This window comes from Aquabacterium sp. OR-4 (assembly GCF_025290835.2).
Taxonomy (GTDB): domain Bacteria; phylum Pseudomonadota; class Gammaproteobacteria; order Burkholderiales; family Burkholderiaceae_C; genus Pseudaquabacterium.
Map to the genome: position 1 here is coordinate 552,523 of NZ_JAOCQD020000003.1, position 23,401 is coordinate 575,923.

The following is a 23,401-nucleotide window of genomic DNA, read 5'->3' on the forward strand; positions in this document are numbered from 1 at the left end:
GGGTCAATGCTTCAATGAGGCCGGGGCAAGAAGCCCCGGATCACGCGCCGAACCCCACGATCTTCGGCAGCGACCAAGACCGCTTCAATGAGGCCGGGGCAAGAAGCCCCGGATCACCTGCCGTACTAGCATCGCCGATGGACTCCAGGTTGAGCTTCAATGAGGCCGGGGCAAGAAGCCCCGGATCACCGCTGTAGGTGGCGCGGTGGAACGGTTCCACCCCACGCTTCAATGAGGCCGGGGCAAGAAGCCCCGGATCACACGGCTCCAGCAGCTACCTTCCGACTCGTATCGTCGCTTCAATGAGGCCGGGGCAAGAAGCCCCGGATCACCAGCAGACCGTCTACACACCACCCGCGGTGATCCCGGGCTTCAATGAGGCCGGGGCAAGAAGCCCCGGATCACCCCGTACCGAGCAGCGACCCGAGCGACCTGCAGTTGCTTCAATGAGGCCGGGGCAAGAAGCCCCGGATCACCTGTGCACACTGCAGCGCATCAGGCCCCCACAAAGCAGCTTCAATGAGGCCGGGGCAAGAAGCCCCGGATCACGAGGCTCCGGCCCAACCCCCCGCCCCGCTGCGCAGGCTTCAATGAGGCCGGGGCAAGAAGCCCCGGATCACCCCCAGCCCGAGGCCTGACCCACCATGCCGCGCATCGCTTCAATGAGGCCGGGGCAAGAAGCCCCGGATCACATGTCCAGTGATCAGTCCAACGCCGAGGCAGTCGGCGCTTCAATGAGGCCGGGGCAAGAAGCCCCGGATCACCCCACCCGCCGTCAGTTGCAGGGGCCGCGGTAGGCCAGCTTCAATGAGGCCGGGGCAAGAAGCCCCGGATCACCCGCCGACACGGCCCAGCTGCAGCACTGGGAACAGGCTTCAATGAGGCCGGGGCAAGAAGCCCCGGATCACAAGGCACTCAATCCGCATTCCCGAGCACTCTCCAAGCTTCAATGAGGCCGGGGCAAGAAGCCCCGGATCACGGCGGCGGCGCTCAAGTCCCGGTTGGCTGCCGTTTCGCTTCAATGAGGCCGGGGCAAGAAGCCCCGGATCACGATGTCGCTCGACGCCTGCCCCGTCGCCTTGGCTAGCTTCAATGAGGCCGGGGCAAGAAGCCCCGGATCACTACCGCCCCGGCACCGCCGTGATGCTCACCCTGGTGGCTTCAATGAGGCCGGGGCAAGAAGCCCCGGATCACGCGAAGTAAGGCCCGGTGTAGTGCGCGTAGATCTCGCTTCAATGAGGCCGGGGCAAGAAGCCCCGGATCACCTCCCATACGCGCCTCGGGCTGCCTTCCTGCCCTACGCTTCAATGAGGCCGGGGCAAGAAGCCCCGGATCACCACCTGGCCACCCGGCGCGGCCGGCGCCTGCCCCGGCTTCAATGAGGCCGGGGCAAGAAGCCCCGGATCACGCCGGATTGCGTCACCCGGCCGTACTCGTTGCCGTTGCTTCAATGAGGCCGGGGCAAGAAGCCCCGGATCACTGGGGGGTTCCATCATGGTTTGGCTCAGTGATTCTGCTTCAATGAGGCCGGGGCAAGAAGCCCCGGATCACGCAGCATGCGCTCCAGGGTGGAGTGGGGCTTCATCTCGCTTCAATGAGGCCGGGGCAAGAAGCCCCGGATCACGGTAACGCGCCCGACACGGCGCGCACCGAGTAGCCGCTTCAATGAGGCCGGGGCAAGAAGCCCCGGATCACCCGCTCCGTGGGCGGTCTCGTCGGTGGTGACGGGCAAGCTTCAATGAGGCCGGGGCAAGAAGCCCCGGATCACCCGATCAGCAGCGAGCGGGCCGCGCCGGGGTCGTCGCTTCAATGAGGCCGGGGCAAGAAGCCCCGGATCACGCCATGCCCATGGTCGAGATGCTGCAGCGGATGAAGGAGCTTCAATGAGGCCGGGGCAAGAAGCCCCGGATCACCTTGTCAAAGAGCTGACCGATAGCCGGTTCAGCGCGCTTCAATGAGGCCGGGGCAAGAAGCCCCGGATCACAAGCATCCGCCTTCGCGCCAGTGCCGCCAATGTCCACGCTTCAATGAGGCCGGGGCAAGAAGCCCCGGATCACGACGATATCAAGGCGGCAAAGGATAAGGGCCGGAACGCTTCAATGAGGCCGGGGCAAGAAGCCCCGGATCACATGGTGTGGGGCACGTTCTCCGCGGGAGAGACGATGCTTCAATGAGGCCGGGGCAAGAAGCCCCGGATCACGCCGTCTGCTGTTCAACGATGGCACCGGCCTGAGCTGCGCTTCAATGAGGCCGGGGCAAGAAGCCCCGGATCACCAGAGTGCGAAAAACTGTGGAGACGACAGAGACTCGCTTCAATGAGGCCGGGGCAAGAAGCCCCGGATCACGCTTCTGCGCTCGGGAAGATGGCTGGCATCGCCGGGCTTCAATGAGGCCGGGGCAAGAAGCCCCGGATCACTGGATCAAAGCCGAAATCCCCCGACCGCAGCACCTTGCTTCAATGAGGCCGGGGCAAGAAGCCCCGGATCACGGCCCCCTCGCGGGAGCTGTATTGGTGCGGATTGTGGCGCATGTGTGCGAGCGCTGCGGTGCACAGGCACGGTTTTCAGTGCCGCTGATCCGCTGGTCGGGCGGGTACCGCGTGCAAGTGCTTGATTGTTAAGGAGCGATCCGTGTGCGAGCGCTGTCCACCGGCAACGGCGCCACCTCAGCGCTCGCGCGGCAAGGGCAGCCGAACCAGCGCAGCAGTTTGCGCCTGGAGCGGCCGCGCTCATGATGCCTGAGCGGCCACGCCACGCTTGCGCTACACCACCACGGCCATGCGTTCCACGGGCTCGAAGCGGCGCTTGCCCAGGCTTTGAACACGCGGTGTCACGCCATCGGCCGGGCCCACGTCGATCAGCATCACATGGTCTTCGCCCATGTGCATCGCGGCACTCAGCGATGCCTGCAGCTCGGCGCGTCGCGCCCGGCTCAGCCGGCACTGAAACACCGACAGCTGCAACCATTCGCCATAGCCGTGCATCAGCTTGAAGATGCTGCGCCAGCGGCGGTCGTCGGCAATGTCGTAGGTGACGATGTAGAGGTGCTCGTCGGTCATGGCGTGGCCTGGGGCTGGGGGTCAACGGGTGATGAAGGGCGGCCAGCGGTCGATCTCGCCCAGCATGTGCCGGCCCAGCAGCCGGCACTGAATCTCCACGATCTGCCGGTACTGCGCGGCATAGCCGAACAGCGGGTGCGTGATCTCCTGGCCGAGACGCCGCTCGAATGCGGTGATGAAGCTGCGGCGGCCGCGCTCGTTCAGGTTCACGGCATCGCCCGCGCTGACGAAGTCGCCCAGCCCCACCTCGCCGTTGTTGATCACCGTCAGCACCACTGAATCGGCCAGCAGGGGCCGAAAGGGCTCCATCATGTCGAGTGCCAGCGCCGGCCGCCCATAGCGTGACTGGTGGTAGACGCCGCGCAGCGCATCAAAGCCCACTGCCGTGAGCGCCACCGCCAGTGTGCGCGCCAGCATCGAGTAGCCATACGACAACAACGCGTTCACCGCATCGGTGGGCGGCCGGCGGGTGCGGCGCTCGAAATCAAAGCCCCACATCGCGCCATCCGGTCCGGCACCCGGCCGGCGCTCGGGCGAGATCATCTGGCGAAAGTGCCTGAAGTAGCGGGCGGCGGCATTGCCTTCGATGCCCAGCAGCGCCTCGAGGCTGCGCGCGCGCTCGGCGGCGTCGATGTCTTGCCTGAACTGGCCGAGCAGTTCTTCAGGCATGGCCTCGGGTTCACCGGCAGCCGCCTTCCAGTTGCGACGCAGCAGCGTGCGCTGGTTGCGGATCTTGGCGGCCACGATGTCGCGCGCCAGGCGCAGGCAATGCGCATCGTCGAAGCTGGCGCGGTACTGGGCGGTGCGCAGCTCGGCGTTCTTGTGCCCCAGCCCCACGGTGTGGCCCAGAAACCAGCCGCCATGCGACAACCATGTCACCGGGATCTGGCGCGCCATCAGCTCGTGCAGCGCAGGCGCGGTGAGGTACACGCCGCCCTGCAGCACCAGTTGCGACACCTCGGCCAGCCGCGCAGTGGCGGCCGGCTCGTCGTCGAGGCTGACCTCCAGCACGTCGCCCTTCTTGGCCACCTTGGCGCCACGCGCCTGCACATACATCGGCAGGCTGGTGCTGCCGGCCACGGCCAGCGGGCGCGGTGGTGTCTGCCCGGCGCGCAGGTAGTGCAACTCGTCGGGCAGGCAGATCGGCGCCAATGAGCAGCGCGGGCATTTGGGGCTGTTCTCCAGCGGCGGTGGAATCTGGCCTCCGGTGGCAATCAGGCGCAAACCCGCAGCGGCCGATCGGGTGGCCGCGCGCAGATCATCGTCAAGCACCACCGGCACCCGCTCACGCGAGGCCACGAAATACAGCACGCCCTCGGGCACGTCATAGCCATGCTCTTCGAGCAACAGCGCCTGGGCACACAGCTGCACACGCTCGGGCTCGTAGGCGCCGCGGGCCACGTGCGGGCGCTTGCCGCGCTTGTAGTCCACCGGCACGGCGCGTGTGCCTTCGATCTCGGCCAGGTCCAGCTTGGCCACCAAGCCGAGCGCCTGCGACGACAGCTCGAGCGAGCGCACATGGATGCGTGGCTCGGGTTCCACCTCGGCATCGGTTGAATCCTTGGACGCGTCCTTTGACCGTTTGGGTGGCGCAGGCCTTAGCGATGGCTTGTCGACCCGCTTATGTGCGATGCGGCCTTCAACAGTGTCGGCTGACTCGGCCCACTCGCCCTGCACCCACTCCAGATACGCCAGGCGTGGGCAGTAGCTGAACTCGTTGACCATGCGCGCGGGCAACAGCGGCACACCTTCGGGCAGGGGTGGCGCATCCAGCGGAAGAGGCGCCTGCGCGGGCGCATCCGCGGGGTCGACAACTGCCGGCGCAACCGGCCCAGGCGCTGGATCAGGTGATCGATCATCGGTCATGGTGGTCTACAATTGCGTACGCAATCCTGTATCGAATGGACGAAAAGGAGCCGCAGCGATGGACTACGTCACCGTGCGCGAGCTGCGCGAAAAGTCAGGCGAGATCTGGCAACGCGTGGAAGACGGCGAAGAGTTCGTCGTCACGCGCAACGGCAAGCCGATTGCGCTGCTGGTGCACACCGCGCCGGCCGAGGTGGAAGCGCGCCTGCGCGCGCTGCGGCTGGGCCGCCTGGGCAGCCTGGTGGCGACCATCCAGACCGATGCCCAGGCCAGCGGCGCCAGCACGTTGACAGAAGAACAGATCCAGGCCGAGATCAACGCAGCCCGGCGCGAACGCCGCGGGGGTCAGGCGCCCGCGCCGGCCATGGCAGCCGAGCCGCCTGCCAAGCCGTATGCGCGCCGTCGTTGACACCAATGTCCTGGTATCGGCCCTGATGTCGGCCGGCGGCGCCCCGGCACAGGTGATGTCCAGCATCGCGAGCGGGCAGTTGCGGCCCGTGGTCTGCGCCGACATCCTGGCTGAATTGCAGGCCGTGCTGCCGCGCCCGCGCTTGCACCTTCGCGCCGACCGCGTGGCCGAACTGCTGAGCCTGATCGAGCTGACCGCCGAATGGGTGCTGGTGCCCCGATACACCGGCATCCCACCCCTGCCCGACCCCGACGACTGGCCTTTCATCGGCGCCGCGCAAGCGGCTGCCTGCCCGTTGATCACAGGCAACCTGAAGCACTTTCCGCCGGGGTTGGGGGTGAGGGTCATGACGGCGAGGGAGTGGGTGGACTCAATCGGCGCTGTCTGAATCCATGGCCGGCACCGCCAAGGCGCCGATGCCGGCGAACAGCCCCCCACCCAGCAAGCTGCTGCGACCCAGCGCCACGGGGCCTGCAATTGGCGTGGGGAACGCGAGCCGCAGGCGTGCCTGCAGCCCACGGCCAGGCACGCCGCACGCGCTCAGCACCGTCACCTGCGGCCGGGGCAGGTGGCAGCGCATGCACTCGGCCAGCACATCCGCCGCCAGCGCCTCGGTGGCACTGGCCTTGCGCCGATGGCGCGTAACGTCGTACGGCGTGACCGATTCCCAAACGCTGGCGGCGGCAAGCAACGGGTCGTCACCGCGTGCCAACACACCGGTTTGCACGGCATGGCGGCCCGCGGCGCCGGCGCGCAGGTCAGTCAGCCCTTGCAGCGCCTGTTGCAGAACCACCAGATGCTCACGCTCGCGTGCGAACGCGTGCCGCCGCTCCAGCCTGTGCGGCGCCAACACCACCCAACGTTGCCGTGGGCCGTCCCAATGAAAGGCCAGATGCCGTGAGGGTTCAGCATCGGGCGCGGTGCTGTCCGAAGCATGGCCGCTGAAGTAGGCGTTCAAGGCAGCCCGAGCGGACGAACCCAGCACATCGCTGACCCGCGCCATCACCGCGCGGCGCAGGGCACGGGCCAGGTCCAGCGCAAGCTCCGGCGGCGCGCCGGCCGCTCCTTCGGCCAGCTGCACCACGGCGATGCCGTCGCTCACAGCGCCAGTCCAGGCGGCCGGATCGGTGAGCAAGCCTGCAACCCGATTCGACGGTGCCAACACGCCCAGGCCCAGGAAGCGTCCGTCACCAATGGCCAATGGCCCGCTGACCGGGCGGTCAAAGCACAAGGCCACATGCCACAGGCGCTCTTTGGCAAAGCGCGAGCCTTCGGCAAAGGGCTCGGAACGTTTGCCGTGCGCGGTGAACGGCTCGCGCTGCACGCGCACCTGCACGGCCAGGGCCGGCACGCCCGCATGGCGCAAGGCGCGGTGCACCGCGGCCACGGCGCGGCCTTCCTCGGCCAAACGCTCGTCGGCGCGCTTGGCCTCGGCTGCGTCCTTGTGCCGAGCCGGGTCGATGCGTCGGCGGGCGGCTGCCTCGGGCAGGGCCAAGGGCGTGACAGACTGCCAGTGCTGAGAGGGCACGGTGTAGTGCGCCAACATGACGGCCTGGTCGGATCGCGTCAGCATCCAGGGGGCGACCTCACCGGTGTCGCCATCGATGGCTTGCAGCCCCGAAAACGCCCAATCCAGGTCCTCAGCCGCCAGCGGGCAGCCGCCGGGAATCTCGACCAGCACCCTGCGGATGGCCTGATCGGCATGCACCGAGCCGATGGATGGCAGCGGCACGATGTGCACCCGCTGCGCCAACGGTACCCCTCCGCTGCCATCCGCAGCGCGCCCGATCAGGCTGCGCTCGATGGCTTCGGCAGCATCGGGCAAGGCTTGGCGCAGCCGGTCGGCCGCGGCATCCCGCACGTTCTCCACCAAGGCCGCAGCGCGATGCTGGGGCCAAGGCCAAGGCCAGGGCTTGGTGGTGCCGTGCGCGCGCAGGTCGTACAGGGCCAGCCGTCGTGACGGGGCGTAGCTGACCGATGCAAAGCGCGGCTTGGGCGCGTTGGTGAACAGCACGCGGGCCTTCTTGCCCACGCCCTCCACGCGCAGCCGTGGGGCGCGATGCCGCAGCACCAGACTGTCCAGCGCGCCAGGCATCGGACACGGCAAGTTGCGTCCCGCCCTTGTGTCGGACGAGGGTTGGTGCACGATGCCGCGGTAGTGCAGCAACACGGTCTGCAATTCGTCTTCTGGCAGCACTCGGGCATCGGCCCAGGCCATGTCGACACCCCGGCCCAGCTGGTAGACCGCATGCGCAGAGTCCACCATGGCCTGCTCGGGGCAGTCGCCCTCGGGCAGGCGCCAGGCATAGAGCAGAGGCTGTGCCGCATTGAACAGGCTTGGCTGCACCTGCTTGGCTGTGCGGATGCTGCTCACATCCGATGGATCGGCCACTGCATCTGCGTCGTTGTTGGGCACATAGAGGGCGACGGCCTGCCCCACGGTATGCCGCGGCGCGGCGATCACGGGCGGCGGCAGCGCCTCCAGCCAGCGCAAGCCGGGCACCACGGGTTCGGGCAGATTGTGGCCACGTGCCACGCCGGCCACCATGGCCTGGAAGATGCGGGCCGGGGCCGGAGGCCATTCGGGCGCGCCCTGGTGCATGCCGTGGTAGCGCGCCGTGCCCATCCCGTCGGCGTGCAGGTGCACGGCAATCAGGAGGTGACGGGTCATGTCAGGCCGCCTTCTTCTTGGCGGGCTTGGGCTTGGCGCCGTCCTTCTCGGTCAGATCGGCCTTGGCCAGGTCCTTGCCGAACCTGACCGTGCGCGCCGGACCTACGCCGAACTCGTCGGCCCAGCGGCGCGCCAGGGCGCGGGCCTGGGCGTTGTCCAGCGGCAGCGCTGTGCGTTCACCGGTGCGGGCCACCTGCTCCCAGCCGCCGGCGGCCGGCAGCTTGGGCACCAGCAGGCAGCCCTGGCGCAGGAAGCCATCCATGGGTTCGGTGGCGGCCACCAGGGCCAGGCCCAGGATGTAGCGCTGCAGCGGCACGCTGTCTGATGCCGCAAACAAGCGGCGCAACGCGATCAGATTGATCGTGACATCGCGGATGATGGGGCCGCGGGCCACGACGCCGCCATGCGCGCCAGGGGCAGGCACCGCCACAAACCCTCGCTGTGCCAGCGGGCTCTTGGCATTGCCCTCGGACTTCTCCTTCTCATCCTCGGAGAAGACCTCCAGCTTGCTGTAGTCGGCTGCCGGAACGTACTGGGCCGAACGCGTCAGGCGCTCCACATCCCAGGCGCGGATCACCGATTGCAAAAGACGCGGCAGCTTGGCCTGCGTGTCGCGCGAATCCCAGACGCCGAACACCAGCGAGGTCGGCCCCAGCTTGGCCAGCTTGGTGGCGTCGCCCTCGCTGAGGAAAGTCTTGAAGGCATCCTGCGCCTCGTCCTTCAATCCGGAGGACCGCACGATGGCATCACCCAACCGGTGGCCGGCTTCCAGGATGCTGACCGACTTGGCGCCGTCGATCTCCACCGTCACCTGCGGCACGAGGCCGGCCAGATCGGGATCGGTGCCAAACACCGGCTCCAGGCGGTTGGCCTGCGCGCCAACACTGTCGACGGTGACCACCTTGGTGCCGTCGTCGAGTTTGTCGATGTTGTAGTTCTGCGGCAGATCGGCATAGGTGGGCGGGAAGAACACCGCACCCTCGCCTTCCACCGGCACCAGATGCTGCTTGAGCACCAGGGCCACCGGCCCCTTGGGATCGATCCAGCCGTTGATGACATCTTCCGTGAGCGTGCTCATGCGAGGTTCTCCTCAGTGACAGTGGTGATGGAACGGGCCTGGCCTTCCTTGCCGGGCCAATCGAGAAGCATCTTGAAATGCCGCATGGGGAACGGCAGTGGTGCCATGCCCAGGCAGGCGCGCAAGATGGACAGGGGCAGCCAGTGCGTGTCTGACCCACCCGCGCGCCCCGCGACGGCGTAGCCGTACAGCAACTTGTTGCGCCAATCGGGCCGCATAGGGCGCGCATGGCTCAACCCTATGGCGCCCAGAAGCTCCACCAGCGGGAAGCCCAGGGTGGCGATGTCGCCATGCGCATTGAGCGAAAACCCGGCGTGGATCGGGATGTAGTCGCGGCGCCAGTCGAGTCGGAAGCTGCTGCTTTGCGGCGCACACAGTGCGAACGGGTCGGCCACTGCGGCCGCTGACTGCCCTTGCACCAGGGCCAGCGCGTCGGCCGCCAGACCGGCACCTGGATAGCCGCCCGCCCCGGCCCAGAACTTGACGTTGTCCCGTTCGGTAGCGTCGCCCCAATGCTCGAGCGTCAGGCAGTGCTGGCCGTCCGACAGTCGGCATACCAGCGTGGCGGGGCTCGGCGGATCAGGGAACGGGTAGCCATGCCCGCGATCCCTGGCCTCGGGTGGGCTTCCCCAACTGCTGATCCATGCCGCGATGTTGGCACTGCCCGCAGGCGCCACTGCCTGCGCACACGCCTCATCCATGAACCTCAGCACCCTGAGCACCGGAGATTCATCGCCGCTCGCACGCAGCCTGAACACGCTGCCAGCGGGATCGGACCAGTCGAAGACGCCCTGCGCATCACCCAGCAGCACATCCGCCGCTTCGGCAAAGCCGATGCAGGCAAAAACCTGCCCGGGGTTGAACAGATCCACCGGGATGCTGGCTTCAGCCATGGTTTCGGCCCTCCTCGTCATTGCGCCGCGACGCCTGCTGATCGGCCGCCCGCAGCAGCGCCTCCCACCACGCCAGGCCCCACGGCCCCCAGCGTTCGCTGAGCGCGGCATAACGCAAGGCCACCTCACGCGCGCGTGCCACGGCACGGCTGGGCGGCTCAGCCGCGCCATCGGTGCGGATCAGCGGGCGCGCGCCGCCGTGGTGAGCGGCAACCAGATGTAGACACAACTCGCGCAAGTCAACCGGCAGGGCTTGAACACGCGGATGCGCCTCGGCGAACGGCAGCGAGCCGAATTCATGCCGGTAGCCGTCCAGCAGTGCCACGTCGGGGCGCCCTACCGTCTTGGCATAGGGAGGCCGGCCGCCTGCGGGAGCGTGAAACGCGCGTTGCCAGCGGTCGACCTGCTTGCCCTCGTCATGCACCAGCGCGGCAGTGGCCAGCATCTCGGCGTAGGGTTCGGACAGCCGCAGGTCCTGCGCCAGGCGGCGCGCTGCCGCCTCAGCCCAATCCTGATGTTCGCTGAGCCATTGCGCACGCTGCGCCCCGGAGCGGCCTTCTTCGGAGCCCGCCAACTGGCTCAGCAGACTGCGCACCACCAGCCATGCTTGTTCACCATCGTCGCTGCGATTGAGCGCAATGCTGACCTCGGTGCGCCAGCCCTCGTCTGCCTCCAGTTCGCCAGACGAGTCGGCCCGGTCGATGCGAAATGGTACCGGTCTGACCTGTTCCGCAATGTCGACCCGCGTGACATCGAGAGCCGCAGCGTCGGCCCCGACATCCAAAAGCCCGTCGGCAGACAATCCACCAAGCCGTGTGTCGACCCAGACAGTAGTACCGCGCAGCCATCGTTCCAGATCACGCTTGCTGGCGGCCACGATGGCGTCGCCCGTCAGCGCCCGCCCACCGCCGTCAGTGTCGCCTACGAGCACCACGGCCACATCGCCCAGGCGCAGGGGCGGCCCGTCGACACTCTCCACCGCGCTGTGTGACTCCGGGCTGGGCAGGCGTCTGACGCGCGCGACGATCCATTCCTGTACTTGCCACAGTTCAGCCTCCAGGAGCTCGGACAGGTGCGGTCCCGCTGCGTCGAGAAACAAGTTCATGGCGCTGGCGGAGAACACCTGGCCTTGATCGTCCACCGGCAGGTGCTCGCGCCAGAGGACGCGCAACTGCGGTTGCTCGATCTCTTCGGGCCAGCCGCGCAGCCAAGGGCCGACTTCCGGTCGGCCCGAATGCCGCTCGAGAGAGGTCATGGCCCAGGCATCGACCAGAGCCCGGGTCAACGGCGGGTGGAGCAGCGCTGGCGTGCTGGCCATGGCGATCAAGGCCGCCGCCTCTGGGTCGGCCTTCAGGCCTGACAGGGCGGCGGGGCTGCCATCGCGTGCACCGTCTTCGGTGAGCGGCAGTCGGTTCACGCAACCCAGAACGGCCTGGTTCCGAGCCTGAACGGCCGCATCTTCAGAGTGCATCGGGACTACGATGACCGAGGCATCGCCGCAGCCTCTGCGATTGACCCGCCCCAGGCGTTGCACCATGCGCTCCCAGGCCACCAGATCGCACACGGCATGGTCAGCGTCCAGGTCGACCCCCACTTCGGCCGCCGATGTCGCGACCAGAAAGATCGGACGATCGGACACTTGCGCAGCACCCGCCAGGAAGCCCAGCGTGCTCAGACGACGCGCCGCCTGCTCACGTTCATGCACCCGGCGCCCACCGACAAACAACTCTGCCACTGGCGCAGACTTTCCTGCCAGCCTGTCCAGCGCCTGCTGCAGCTTCGTTGCGTGTTCGCGGCGGTCTACAAAGACGATCACGCGGCCCGGCGTGCGCCCCTGCGCGCACAGCTCCCAGGCATGGCGGGCGAGGGTGTCCGGCAGATCCTTGGCATCAACGGCATCGAACAGCCGGATGCGCTTGTGCGCGTGCAGCCGCTGCCGCACCACGGGGTGGCTGAGATCGTCGTCGGCCAGCGTGAAGGTTTCGTCGTTGGCGCGCTGCCGCCCTGTGGCCGACAGCGTCAGCAGTTGCATGGCCGGAACGATGTCCTCACCGCGCCCGCCTGCCGCGGTCAGCGTGCGCCCGTTGGCGTCGTCACGCGAGGCGATGCGGTCGAGCAACCGCTCGAAGGGCGGCACCAGGTGCGCCTCGTCCAGCACCAGCCAGGCGTCAGAGCCCAGCAGGCCCGCCTGGTAGGGCCGCATCTTGCGCGAAACGCCATATCCGCTGAACAACAGGCGCGAGCCGATCATGTCCACCGTGCCGATGACGATACCCGGCGCGGCCGGATCTTCCAGCCAGTCGCGGTTGTCGGCATGCTGGCCACGCAGCGTGGAAATGGGCAGCGGCCCCTTCAACCCCAGTGCCTCGCGCAGCGAGGGCAGGCGCTCGACGATTTGTCGCAGACCCACGGCCACCTCGGTGGCTTGGTCCACCACGGCCCGCCGATCAACCAGATACACCAGCCGCCGCGGCAGCCGCGCACCCAGTGCCAGCGCCACCAGCCAGATCGCCATCACGGAGGTCTTGCCCAACCCGGTGGGCAGGTCCAGGGCGCGTGGCATGCGGCCGGCCGCCAGATCCCGCAGCAGACGAAGCTGCCACGGAAAGGGTGCGCCGCCCGATGACAGGCTGAGCGCCAGGCTCAACCACTGCTCGCCACGATCGATGTGCATTTGCGTTTCCTCCCTGTCTTGAGCCTCACTGTGCCCACCCCCAGGCTCACCCCATGCACCTGGCCGGCGCAGGTCACCTGATCATTCATCCAGCCCCATCCCCTCCAGCCCTGCCCGCAGGCGCCGCACCACCTCGTCGCGCAATTCCTCCGGCGCGATCACCTCCACCTCGGGCACGTGGCGCAGGATGTCCATCACCAGTTCGCGTGGGTCGGTATACGGCAGGGTGAGCGTCCAGCGGCCTTGGGCGTCCCAGCTGCCGCGCTGCTGGTGGTGCCAGCGTTCGGCGGCCACCCACCGGGCGCGCTTGGCGCTGAAACGCAGCATCGCCCACTGCACATCGCGGCCGGCGAAGATGCCGTAGCCGGCGCCCAGCACGGCGTCCAGTTCGGTGTCAGGCACGTCGATGGCGGGGCGCTCCAGCACATTCACGGTCTCGATGGCGTCCACGGCAAAGCTGCGCAGCGCCTGCCGCCAATGGCACCAGGCGTCCAGGTACCAGTTGTCGCGGTAGTGCACCAGGCGCTGTGGCGAGACTTCGCGCTCAGAGATATCGGCCCGGCTGCGGCCGCGGTAGCGGATCACCATGCGCTGGCGCTGCAGCAGTGCGCCCCCTGCGGCCTGAAAGCAGGGCAAGGTGATGCGCCGGGCGCCCACGGTCTGCACGCGGATGCGCCGGGCCACGTCCGATTTGGGCGGCGCGCCAGAGCCCAGGATCTGGCCCAGGCGCTTCATCAGCGGCTCGATGTGGCTGCCCAGCAGGCCCCCGGCGTCCAGGTTGGCCAGCAGGTGCTGCATGGTCAGCAGGGCGTGGATCTCTTCGGCGGTGAACCAAAGGCCCGGCAGCTCGTACTGCTGGCCCGCAGCCGGCACGGCGCCGTCCAGCACCCAGCCGGCGCGGTTGCTGCACCAGCGCACCGGCGTGTCGAGCCGGTCGCGCAGGTACTGGATGTCGCGCTTGACGGTGGCGCGCGAGACTTCCAGCAGTTGCTGCAGATCTTCAGGTCGCACGCTGCGCCGCAGCTTGAGCAACTGGCTGATGGTTCTCAGCCTTTCCTCGCGCCCCATGCTCGCCCTCCCCGGGCGGTTGTTATGGGGCCATCTTATGCGTGCTGCGTGCCGGCCAGCGCCCTCAGCGCCGGCCGCCCCTGCCCGAGGTCGGGGTGGTGCCGGCCTCGATCGGCAGCGGCGCGCCGGACTTGACTTCCTTGAGCACCACGCTCGAGCGCACATGGGTCACGCCCGGCAGCTTGAAGGCCACGCGGTGCAGAAACTGCTCGTAGCCGGCCACGTCGGGCACCAGCACCTGCAGGATGTAGTCAGCATTGCCGGTGGTGGCCCAGCAGCCGGTGATTTGCGGGCAGTCGGCCACCGCGCGCTCGAACTGCTGCACCACGGCCTCCTCGTGCCGCGCCAGGTTGACCTCGGCGATCACGCACTGCGCCAGGCCCACGCGGCTGCGGTCCACCGCCACGGTGTAGGCGCGGATGGCGCCGGCCTCTTCCAGCGCCTTGATGCGCTTCCAGCAGGGAGTGGACGACAGCCCCACCTTGTCGGCCAGCTGCTGCACGGTCTGGCGTGCGTCGCGCTGCAGCTCGGTCAGCAGCTGGGCGTCGATGCGGTCAAGTGACAAGGGGCTCATGCCGCGGGCTCCGGCGTTCAGGGCGTGTGATTCTATGAAGCGCCGGGTTCGCAGCCGTGTGCCCTCGCCTGGCGGGCTTCGGCTGGCGCCGCGATGGCCTGTCGCCCAGGTTTGCCCTTAAGCGTTTTCACTGGCTTCTTTCGTTCGCCGCCCGAACTAATATCCGGCCCCATCGACCTTGAGCGCTCGTTTGACGCCCGAAATGACAACGCTGTCAGATCATTTGCCCAGCCTGCCGGAGCACCGCCTTGGCCACTGAAGCCACCGGCAACCAGCAGTTGCTGAAGGTCATCAACCGCATGGCCCTGGTGCGCCTGCTGTGCGCGCAGCCGGGCCTGTCGCGGGCCGATCTGGCCACCGCGGCCGGGCTCACCAAGTCCACGGTCAGCGGCCTGACCCGCGAGCTGATCGCCGAGGGCTGGCTCGAGGAGCGCGAGGTGGTGGCCACCGGCGACCTGGGCCGCCGCCCCACGCCGCTGTTTGTTGACCGCTCGCGCCTGCTGCTGCTGGGCGCCGAGGTGGGCATCGGCTCGCTGCGCGTGGTGGCCACCACGCTCACCGGCGAGGTGGTGGCGCGCGTGGGCACCGGCTTTGATCTGCAGCGCGGTGCGCCGGCCTGCATTGCCGGGCTCACCACCGCGATGCTCAAGGTGCGGCGCCAGCTGGCCGCCGGCCAGCAGGTGATCGGCATCGGCGTGGGCCTGCCCGGTGGGGTGGACGAGAGCAGCGGCACCCTCACCTTCGCGCCCAATCTGGGCTGGCGCGATGTGGCCATCGGCGGCCTGCTGCGGGCGCGCCTGCAGGGCAGCGCGCTGGCCGAGGTGCCGCTGTTCGTGCAGAACGAGGCCGATGTGGCCGCGCTCGGCGAGCTCGAGTTCCAGCCGGCGCCGGCGCCCGATCCGCTGCTCTACGTCAGCATCAACCAGGGCGTGGGCGCCGGTGTGGTGGTGGGCGACCGCCTGCTCACCGGCCGCCACGGCTTTGCCGGCGAGGTGGGCCACATGGTGCTGCAGGTCAACGGCCCGCGCTGCTCGTGTGGCCGCCGCGGCTGCGCCGAAGCCCTGATCGGCACGCGTGCGCTGGTGCCCGAGTCGAGCCCCGACGACGCCACCGGCAGCACCACGCTGGCCGAGGTGCAGCGCCGCCTGCAGGCGCAAGACCCCGCCACGCTGCGCAGCGTGCGCTGGGCCGGCACCTACCTGGGCGTGCTGCTGCAGAACCTGGCCAGCGCCTACGACCCCGGCTGCATCGTGCTGGGCGGGGCGGTGGTCGAGCTGGGCGAGCCCTTTCTCCAACCCGCACTCGACACCTTGAACGACTACGCCGCCGCCGCCAACCTGGCCCCTCCCGTGGTGCAGACCGCCCGTTTTGGCGCCGATGCCGTGGCCGTGGGTGCCGCTGCACTGGCGCGTTACAAGCTCACCCGTCCGCTGATCCCCACCACCTCCAGCGGCAAGGCGCTGGCCGAGGGCGACGGAGCTTTGCCATGAGCGCCCCAGCCGCCGAGCGCTGCTACCTGGGCATCGACCTGGGCACCTCCGAGCTCAAGCTGCTGCTGCTGGACGACCAGGGCCGCATCCTGGGCCAGGCGGGCGAGCCGCTGACGGTGTCGCGCCCGCAGCCGCTGTGGTCGGAGCATTCGCCCGACGACTGGTGGCAGGCCACCGAGCGCGCTGCCGCACGCCTGCGCGCTGGGCATCCGCAGGCCTGGGCCGCCATCCGCGCCATCGGCCTGTCGGGCCAGATGCACGGGGCCGTGCTGATGGACGCCGACGACCAGGTGCTGCGCCCGGCCATCCTGTGGAACGACGGCCGCAGCCACGCCGAATGCGCCGAGCTCGAGCAGCGCGTGCCGGCCCTGCACGACGTGGCCGGCAATCTGGCCATGCCCGGCTTCACCGCGCCCAAGCTGCTGTGGCTGCGCAAGCACGAGCCGGCGCTGTTTGCGCGGGTGCGCAGCGTGCTGCTGCCCAAGGACTGGCTGCGCTGGCGCCTGTCGGGCGACAAGGTCTCGGAGCCGTCCGACGCCGCCGGCACGCTGTGGCTGGACGTGGCCGCGCGCGACTGGAGCGACGGCCTGCTCGCCGCCTGCGGCCTCAGCCGCACGCAGTTGCCGCGCCTGGTGGAAAGCAACGAGGCCAGCGCCCGCCTGGCCGCGCCGCTGGCCCGGGCCTGGGGCCTGGGCGACACGGTGACGATTGCCGGCGGCGCCGGCGACAACGCTGCCAGCGCCATCGGCATCGGCGCGGTGGCGCCGGGCGATGGCTTCATCTCGCTGGGCACCTCGGGCGTGCTGTTCGTGGTCAACGACCGCTACCGCCCCAACCCGCAATCGGCCGTGCACGCCTTCTGCCACGCACTGCCGCAGCGCTGGCACCAGATGAGCGTGATGCTCTCGGCCGCCAGCTGCCTGAGCTGGTTCGTGCGCCTGAGCGGCGCGGCCGACGAGGCCACGCTGCTGGCCGAGGTGGCCGAGCTGCCGCCCGAGGCGCTGGACGCCGCACCGACCTTCCTGCCCTATCTGGCGGGCGAGCGCACGCCGCACAACGACCCCTTTGCCAGCGGCTTGTTCTTCGGCCTCACGCACCAGAGCTCGCGCGCGCTGTGCGCCTATGCCGTGCTGGAAGGCGTGGCCTTCGGCCTGGCCGATGGCCTGGCCGCCCTGCAGCGCGCCGGCACCGAGGTGAGCCAGCTGTCGCTGGTGGGTGGCGGCGCGCGCAGCCCGCTGTGGGCGCAGCTGATCGCCGACGCGCTGCAGGTCGACATCGTGCGCCACGACGGCAGCGAAGCCGGTGGCGCGCTGGGCGCCGCGCGCCTGGGCTGGCTGGCCGATGGCGGTGATCTGGCCCGGGTGTGCACCCGCCCGCCCGAACTGGCCCGCCACCGCCCCGACAGCGCCCGCCACGCCCGGCTGCAACCGCGGCTGCAGCGGTTTCGCGAGCTGTACCAGCGGCTGCAGCCGCTGACCTGTCCGATCCCGCGGCACTGAGCTGCCGCACCGCACCGCACCCCCCCCGCCATGACGACACGCTTTTTCGACCACATCGCCCCCATCACCTACCGTGGCCCCGACAGCCAGGAGCCGCTGGCCTTTCGCCACTACCAGCCCGAGCGCATGGTGCTGGGCAAACCCATGGCCGAGCAGCTGCGCTTTGCCGTGTGCTACTGGCACAGCTTCTGCTGGCCGGGCACCGATCCGTTCGGCCTGCCCACCTTCGACCGGCCGTGGTTCCAGGGCGGCTCGGCCATCGAGCAGGCGTTGGCCAAGGCCGAGGCGGCGTTCGATTTCTTCAGCAAGCTGGGCGCGCCGTACTACTGCTTTCATGACCGCGACGTGGCGCCCGAGGGCGACAGCCCGCGCGACAGCCGCAACCACCTGCTGCGCCTGGTGGACGCGCTGGGCGAGCACCAGCAGCGCACCGGCATGAAGCTGCTGTGGGGCACGGCCAACCTGTTCAGCCACCGGCGCTTCATGGGCGGTGCGGCCACCAACCCCGACCCCGCCATCTTTGCGCTGGCCGCGCTGCAGGTGCGCGACGCGATGGACGCCACGCTGCGCCTGGGCGGCGAGAACTATGTGCTGTGGGGCGGCCGCGAGGGCTACGAGACCCTGCTCAACACCAGGCTCGGGCAGGAGCTCGACCAGCTCGGCCGCTTTCTGAACATGGTGGTCGAGTACAAGCACAAGATCGGCTTCCAGGGCGCCATCCTGATCGAGCCCAAGCCGCGCGAGCCCACCAAGCACCAGTACGACTTCGACGTGGCCGGGGTCTACGGCTTTCTCGCCCGGCACGGCCTCGAGAAGGAGGTCAAGGTCAACATCGAGACCAACCACGCCACGCTGTCGGGCCACAGCTTCGAGCACGAGATCGCCACCGCCGCGGCGCTGGGCATCCTGGGCAGCATCGACATGAACCGCGGCGACGCCCAGCTCGGCTGGGACACCGACCAGTTCCCCAACAACCTGCCCGAGGTGGCGCTGGCCCTGTACCACATCGTGCAGGCCGGCGGCCTGGGGCAGGGCGGCCTGAACTTCGACGCCAAGGTGCGCCGCCAGTCGATTGACGCCGAGGACCTGTTCCACGGCCATGTGGGCGCGATGGACCTGTGCGCCCGCGCCCTGCTAGTGGCCGAAGCCATGGTGCTCGACGGGCGCCTGCAGGCCGCGCTGGATGCGCGCTATGCCGGCTGGGACACGCCGGCCGGCCGCGACATCCTGGCCGGCCGCCGCACGCTGGACCAGCTGGCCGAGCAGGTGCTGGCCGGCAACACCGACACCGCGCCGGCATCCGGTCGCCAGGAAGCCCTGGAGAACCTGGTCAACCGCTTCTGCGGCCTTTGAGCGAACCCGCTGCCCCTTCTGGCATGCCGGAGACAACCCAGCCAGGCGACTGACGCGCCTGCTCCACCGCAAGCGCCCGGCACAGCCCTGGGCCCGAGACGCCGGCATGCAGCCGGTCACCGACAGGAGACGACATGAACAGACTTCAGCGCACCGCCGTGGCCCTGGCCGCGGCCCAGGCCTCCTTGCTGTGCGGCGCCGCGGCGTGGGCGCAAGCCCCGGCGGCCGCCGATCCGGCCAAGGACGCCAAGGCCGAAACCGTGGTCGTCACCGGCCGCCGCGCCGCCATGCAATCGGCGCAGAAGATCAAGAAGGACGCCGAGGAGATCGTCGACTCGATCGTCGCCGACGAGATCGGCAAGCTGCCCGACCGCTCGGTCACCGAGGTGCTGCAGCGCGTGGTGGGCGTCACCATCGACCGCACCCTGGCCAAGAACGACCCCGAGCACTATTCGGTCGAAGGCTCCAGCGTGATGATCCGCGGCCTGAGCTTGGTGCGCTCCGAGCTCAACGGCCGCGACACCTTCTCGGCCAACGGTGGCCGTTCGCTCAACTTCGAGGATGTGCCGCCCGAGCTGATGTCGGGCGTGGACATCTACAAGAACCCGTCGGCCGCGCAGATCGAGGGCGCCATCGGCGGCCTGGTCAACCTGCGCACCGCCCTGCCCTTTGACTACCAGGGCCTCAAGCTGGCCGGCTCGCTGCAGGCCGGCTACAACGCGCTGCAAAAGAAGTGGAGCCCTTCGGCCACCGCGCTGATCTCGCACCGCGTCAACACCGGCCTGGGCGAGTTTGGCGGCCTGCTGAGCCTGGCGCATTCGGTCAGCACCACGCGCACCGACCTGTGGCAGGTGGAGCCCTACTACAAGCTCGATGGCACGCACTGGGTGCCCAAGGGCGCGCAGTGGCGCGACTCGAACTTCGAGCGCACCCGTGACGGCCTCTACGCCGCCGCCCAGTGGCGCCGCGGCGGCGTGAGCAGCTCGCTGAGCTACTTCGAGTCGAAGTACAAGATGCAGTGGGACGAAAACGCGCTGTTCGCGCAGTCGGACCCGTGGCGCATCAACGTGGCCAACGCCACCTACGGCGCCAACGGCCAGCTGCTGACCGGCACGCTGAGCGACCCCACCAATGGCGGCATTGCCTTTGGTGCCGACACGCGCTACATGACGCGCAACTCGAACACCCGCGACCTCGGCTGGAACCTGCAGTGGAAGGCCAGCGACCGCTGGTCGTTCAGCACCGATGTGCAGCTGGTGCGCTCCAGCACCCGGGCCTTCGATTCCACCGTGGCCACCGGCCTGCTGATGCCGCGCGAGACGCTTGATCTCAGCGGCTCGGTGCCGCGCGTGGTGTTCGACGCCAGCGATCTGGCCGCGCTGGGCAACAAGGCCAACTACTACTGGGCCTTCACGATGGAGCATCAAGACCGCTCCAAGGCCGAGCAGAAGGTCTGGAAGGGCGATGCCAAGTTCAGCTTCGACCACCCGGTGCTGCAAGACCTGAGCTTTGGTCTGCGTCTGACCGAGCGCAGCGCCATCACCACCAAGAGCGTGCCCGACTACAACTGGTCGCCGGTGAGCCAGACCTGGCAGCGCGGCTGGAACATCAAGGACCTGGCCTACCTGAACGATCCGCGCTTCAACGCACCGGTGCGGCTGCACAGCTTCAACAACTTCTTCGGCGGCCAGAACGTGCCGGCCGTGTACGTGCCCAGCATCGAGCTGGCCAAGGGCTATCCCGGCAGCTATGCCACCCTGCACAGCTACAACGACACGCTGTGCGCCGACCTGCAGGCCGCGCAGGGCTGGTCGGTGTGCTCGCCGTGGACGGCGGGCAGCTTCGGCACCGACCCGGCCGGCACCAATGACCAGAAAGAGCGCACCCAGGCCGCCTTTGCCCAGCTGCGCTTCGACTTTGCCGACTGGGGCGCGCCGCTGGACGGCAATGTGGGCGCCCGCGTGGTGCGCACCCAGAACAAGGCCAACGGCTACCTGGTGTTCACCAACAACGGGCCCACGCTGGCACCGGGCCAGACCCTGGGTGGCGTGCCGATCCCGGCCATCGCCAGCTTCAGCAGCCCGATCAAGGCCGAGCAGAGCTACACCGACGTGCTGCCCAGCCTGAACCTGCGCCTGAAGGCCGGGCCCGAGTGGCAGTTCCGCGCGGCACTGGCCAAGGCCATTGCGCGGCCCGATTTCTCGCAGCTGCAGGCCTACTCGAAGCTCGATCTGGGCACCACCAACCATGTGGAGGGCAGCACGCTGGTGATCGATCGCGTCAACCTCACCGGCTCGGCCGATGGCAACCCGATGCTCAGGCCGGTCAAGTCGACCCAGGCCGACATCACGGCCGAGTGGTACTTCGCCAAGACCGGCTCGGTCACCGTGGCGCTGTTCAACAAGCAGCTCAAGGACGTGATCGTCGACCAGACGGCCAGCAGCGTGCAGCGCGATGCCAGCGGCAACGCGCTGCTGTTCACCACCACCGCGCCGGTCAATGGCGCCAAGGGCCATGCGCGTGGCGTCGAGCTGTCGTTCCAGCGTTACCTCGACATGTTGCCGGGCTGGATGTCGGGCTTTGGCGTGCAGGCCAACTACACCTACGTGGACAGCAAGACCCGGCTCTACAACCCCGTGTTCAGCGCCTACTGCGCCGGCACCAGCGGCAATGACGACAACCTCAACCTCAACATCAACGGTTGCGACACCGACGGCCGCAGCTTTGGCGACCTGCCGCTGAAGGGCCTGTCACGCAACGCCTACAACCTGGCGCTGCTGTACGACCATGGCGACTTCTCGGCCCGCGTGGCCTACAGCTGGCGCTCGCGCTATCTGCAGGGCGTGAACGTGAACGGCACGCGCGGCAGTGACGGCCGCCTGGCCGATGGCAGCTCGGTGGCCTGGGCCCTGCCCACCTGGAGCGACGACTACGGCCAGGTCGATGCCGGCGTCAGCTACTCGGTCAACCAGCATCTCAAGCTCAGCCTCGAGGTCAGCAACCTCACCAACGAGGTCAACCGGCAGTTGATGCAGCAGCAGATCGGCATGATGACCCGCGCGGTCAACTACACCGGCCGCCGCTACAACCTGCAGGCCAACTTCCAGTTCTGAGCATGCGCCTGCCCGGTCTTCGCTCCTGTCTTGCCGCCGGCCTGTGGCTGGCGGTCCTGCTGTGCCATGCCGCGCCGCCACCGCGCCTGACCCAGCACGATGGCCGCGCCGCGCTGCTGGTGGACGGCCAGCCCTTCCTGATGCTGGGGGCCCAGGTGCACAACAGCAGCAACTACCCGGCGGCGCTGGCCCAGGTGTGGCCGGCGGTGAAGGACCTGGGCGCCAACACCGTGGCCGTGCCGGTGGCCTGGGAGCAGGTCGAGCCCGAGGACGGCCGCTTCGACTTCCGCTTTGTCGACACCCTGCTGGCCCAGGCGCGCCAGCGTGGCCTGCGTGTGGTGCTGCTGTGGTTTGCCACCTGGAAGAACACCAGCGCGCAGTACACGCCGGCCTGGGTCAAGCTCGACCCGGCGCGCTACCCGCCGATGCGCGACGCAGAGGGCAAGCCCAGCTACTGCCTGTCGCCCTTCGGCGAGGCCACGCTGGCGCGTGACCGCCGCGCCTTCACCGCGCTGATGGCGCATCTGAAAAAGACCGATGCGCGCCGGCGCACGGTGATCCTGGTGCAGGTGCAAAACGAGGTCGGCACCTACGGCCTGGTGCGCGACCACGGCCCCCAGGCCGAGGCCGCGTTTGCGCAAGTCGTGCCGGCCGCGGTGCTGGCGCGCCAGCCGGCGCTGCCCGGCCGCCCGGCCAGCGGCAACTGGCGCGAGGTGTATGGCGACTATGCCGACGAGTACTTCCATGCCTGGGCCATTGCGCGCTACATCGATGCCGTGGCCCGCGCCGGCCGCCAGGTGTACGACCTGCCGATGTACGTCAACGCGGCGCTGCGTGACCCGCTCGAGCAGCCGCCGCTGCCGTGGAAGAACAACTTCGCCGCAGGCGGGCCCACGCCCGAGGTGATCGCCATCTACAAGGCCGCCGCGCCGCACATCGACGTGGTGGGCGCCGACCTGTACCAGGCCGAATCGGCCAAGGTCGAGGCCACGCTGGGGCAGTTCCAGCGCGCCGACAACGCGCTGTTCGTGCCCGAGATCAGCAATGCGCCGGCCTATGCCCGCTACCTGTGGGCCATCCTGGGCCGCGGCGCCATCGGCGTGGTGCCCTTCGGCATCGACTACTTTGCCTACAGCAATGCGCCGCTGGGCGCGGTGGCCACCGACCGCAGCATGGTGGCCCCCTTCGCCACCGTGTTTGCCGCCTTCGCGCCGATGCAGCGCCAGTGGGCGCGCTGGTCGCTGGAGGGCCGCACCGCCGGCGCCGGCGAGCCCGACGACGGCGCCGAGCGCCGCCTGCCTCTCAAGGGCTGGCAGGCGCGCCTGAGCTTCGGTGAATGGATGTTCGGCGACAAGGCCTGGTTTCCGAACGTGGCGCCGCCGGCCTGGGCCGGCAGCAAGCAGGGCGGCGCGGCGATTGCGCAGATCGGCGCCGACGAGTTCATCGTGGTCGGCCAGCGCAGCCGCGTGCGCATCGAGCCCACCGATGTCGGCGCACGCACCGTGCTGCTGTCGGCCGAGCAGGGCCGCTTCGATGCCCGCGGCCGCTGGGTGGCCGAGCGGCGCTGGAACGGCGACCAGGTCGACCACGGCTTCAACCTGCCGGCCACGCCGGTGGTGCTGCGCGTGCGCATGGGGCGGCTGAAGTGAGCGGCC

Annotated in this window: 15 protein-coding genes and 1 CRISPR repeat array (1 of these 16 cut by a window edge); of the genes, 7 read left to right on the forward strand and 8 right to left on the reverse strand. The window is 69.0% G+C overall.

Annotated elements, in window-relative coordinates; all coding sequences use genetic code 11:
* A CRISPR array of direct repeats spans nucleotides 1–2,488; the repeat unit is 36 nt; unit sequence GCTTCAATGAGGCCGGGGCAAGAAGCCCCGGATCAC (it extends 1,291 nt beyond the left edge of the window).
* 273 nt (nucleotides 2,489–2,761) lie between these two features.
* Together cas2 and cas4g/cas1g are read right to left on the reverse strand one after the other, a co-directional pair.
* On the reverse strand, nucleotides 2,762–3,058 hold the full coding sequence (gene cas2, locus N4G63_RS24395) for a CRISPR-associated endonuclease Cas2 (protein ID WP_260789574.1): 297 nt from the start codon (nucleotides 3,056–3,058) through the stop codon (nucleotides 2,762–2,764).
* Between the two features lie 21 nt (nucleotides 3,059–3,079).
* Nucleotides 3,080–4,804 carry a CRISPR-associated endonuclease Cas4g/Cas1g gene (gene cas4g/cas1g / locus N4G63_RS24400; RefSeq protein ID WP_260789575.1) on the reverse strand — a complete coding sequence of 575 codons (1,725 nt, stop codon included), beginning with the start codon at nucleotides 4,802–4,804 and terminating at the stop codon, nucleotides 3,080–3,082.
* Between the two features lie 178 nt (nucleotides 4,805–4,982).
* Between cas4g/cas1g and N4G63_RS24405 the strand changes: the two genes are divergently transcribed.
* Together N4G63_RS24405 and N4G63_RS24410 are read left to right on the forward strand one after the other, a co-directional pair.
* A complete protein-coding gene (locus tag N4G63_RS24405) occupies nucleotides 4,983–5,333 on the forward strand; it encodes a type II toxin-antitoxin system Phd/YefM family antitoxin (protein WP_260789576.1) in 351 nt (116 codons plus the stop codon).
* Nucleotides 5,317–5,721, forward strand: coding sequence for a putative toxin-antitoxin system toxin component, PIN family (locus N4G63_RS24410; protein WP_260789577.1), 405 nt, complete (start codon nucleotides 5,317–5,319; stop codon nucleotides 5,719–5,721). Before N4G63_RS24405 ends, N4G63_RS24410 begins: the two co-directional genes overlap by 17 nt.
* On the opposite strand, the gene csb2 is transcribed toward N4G63_RS24410, so the two are convergent.
* The 6 genes from csb2 to N4G63_RS24440 form a co-directional block, all read right to left on the reverse strand.
* Nucleotides 5,704–8,004, reverse strand: a complete 2,301-nt coding sequence (gene csb2, locus N4G63_RS24415; RefSeq protein ID WP_260789578.1) for a type I-G CRISPR-associated protein Csb2 — start codon at nucleotides 8,002–8,004, stop codon at nucleotides 5,704–5,706. The two genes, N4G63_RS24410 and csb2, sit on opposite strands and share 18 nt — an antisense overlap.
* Nucleotide 8,005: 1 nt before the next feature.
* Complete coding sequence (gene cas7g / locus N4G63_RS24420; protein WP_314600248.1) at nucleotides 8,006–9,082, reverse strand: type I-G CRISPR-associated RAMP protein Csb1/Cas7g; 1,077 nt, start codon at nucleotides 9,080–9,082, stop codon at nucleotides 8,006–8,008.
* On the reverse strand, nucleotides 9,079–9,975 hold the full coding sequence (cas8g2, locus tag N4G63_RS24425; RefSeq protein ID WP_314600249.1) for a type I-G CRISPR-associated protein Cas8g2: 897 nt from the start codon (nucleotides 9,973–9,975) through the stop codon (nucleotides 9,079–9,081). Before cas8g2 ends, cas7g begins: the two co-directional genes overlap by 4 nt.
* Nucleotides 9,968–12,649 (reverse strand): type I-G CRISPR-associated helicase/endonuclease Cas3g, encoded by a 2,682-nt coding sequence (gene cas3g / locus N4G63_RS24430; protein WP_314600250.1) that lies wholly within the window; start codon nucleotides 12,647–12,649, stop codon nucleotides 9,968–9,970. Before cas3g ends, cas8g2 begins: the two co-directional genes overlap by 8 nt.
* Nucleotides 12,650–12,730: 81 nt before the next feature.
* Nucleotides 12,731–13,660 carry a helix-turn-helix transcriptional regulator gene (locus N4G63_RS24435; RefSeq protein WP_314600251.1) on the reverse strand — a complete coding sequence of 310 codons (930 nt, stop codon included), beginning with the start codon at nucleotides 13,658–13,660 and terminating at the stop codon, nucleotides 12,731–12,733.
* A 121-nt stretch (nucleotides 13,661–13,781) separates the two neighbouring features.
* Complete coding sequence (locus tag N4G63_RS24440) at nucleotides 13,782–14,291, reverse strand: Lrp/AsnC family transcriptional regulator (protein WP_260789583.1); 510 nt, start codon at nucleotides 14,289–14,291, stop codon at nucleotides 13,782–13,784.
* 248 nt (nucleotides 14,292–14,539) lie between these two features.
* Between N4G63_RS24440 and N4G63_RS24445 the strand changes: the two genes are divergently transcribed.
* The 5 genes from N4G63_RS24445 to N4G63_RS24465 all read left to right on the forward strand — a co-directional run bounded on the left by N4G63_RS24445 (nucleotide 14,540) and on the right by N4G63_RS24465 (nucleotide 23,395).
* Nucleotides 14,540–15,781, forward strand: a complete 1,242-nt coding sequence (locus N4G63_RS24445) for an ROK family transcriptional regulator (protein WP_260789584.1) — start codon at nucleotides 14,540–14,542, stop codon at nucleotides 15,779–15,781.
* A complete protein-coding gene (gene xylB / locus N4G63_RS24450; RefSeq protein ID WP_260789585.1) occupies nucleotides 15,778–17,280 on the forward strand; it encodes a xylulokinase in 1,503 nt (500 codons plus the stop codon). The genes N4G63_RS24445 and xylB overlap by 4 nt, the downstream gene beginning before the upstream one ends.
* A 30-nt stretch (nucleotides 17,281–17,310) precedes the next feature.
* Entirely contained in the window at nucleotides 17,311–18,633 is a 1,323-nt protein-coding gene (gene xylA / locus N4G63_RS24455) for a xylose isomerase (RefSeq protein ID WP_314600252.1), read from the forward strand.
* A gap of 134 nt (nucleotides 18,634–18,767) precedes the next feature.
* Nucleotides 18,768–21,746, forward strand: a complete 2,979-nt coding sequence (locus N4G63_RS24460; RefSeq protein WP_260789587.1) for a TonB-dependent receptor — start codon at nucleotides 18,768–18,770, stop codon at nucleotides 21,744–21,746.
* A gap of 2 nt (nucleotides 21,747–21,748) precedes the next feature.
* The gene (locus N4G63_RS24465; protein WP_314600253.1) at nucleotides 21,749–23,395 is read left to right on the forward strand and encodes a DUF5597 domain-containing protein; all 1,647 of its coding nucleotides are present in this window, start codon (nucleotides 21,749–21,751) and stop codon (nucleotides 23,393–23,395) included.
* Nucleotides 23,396–23,401 lie beyond the last annotated feature (6 nt).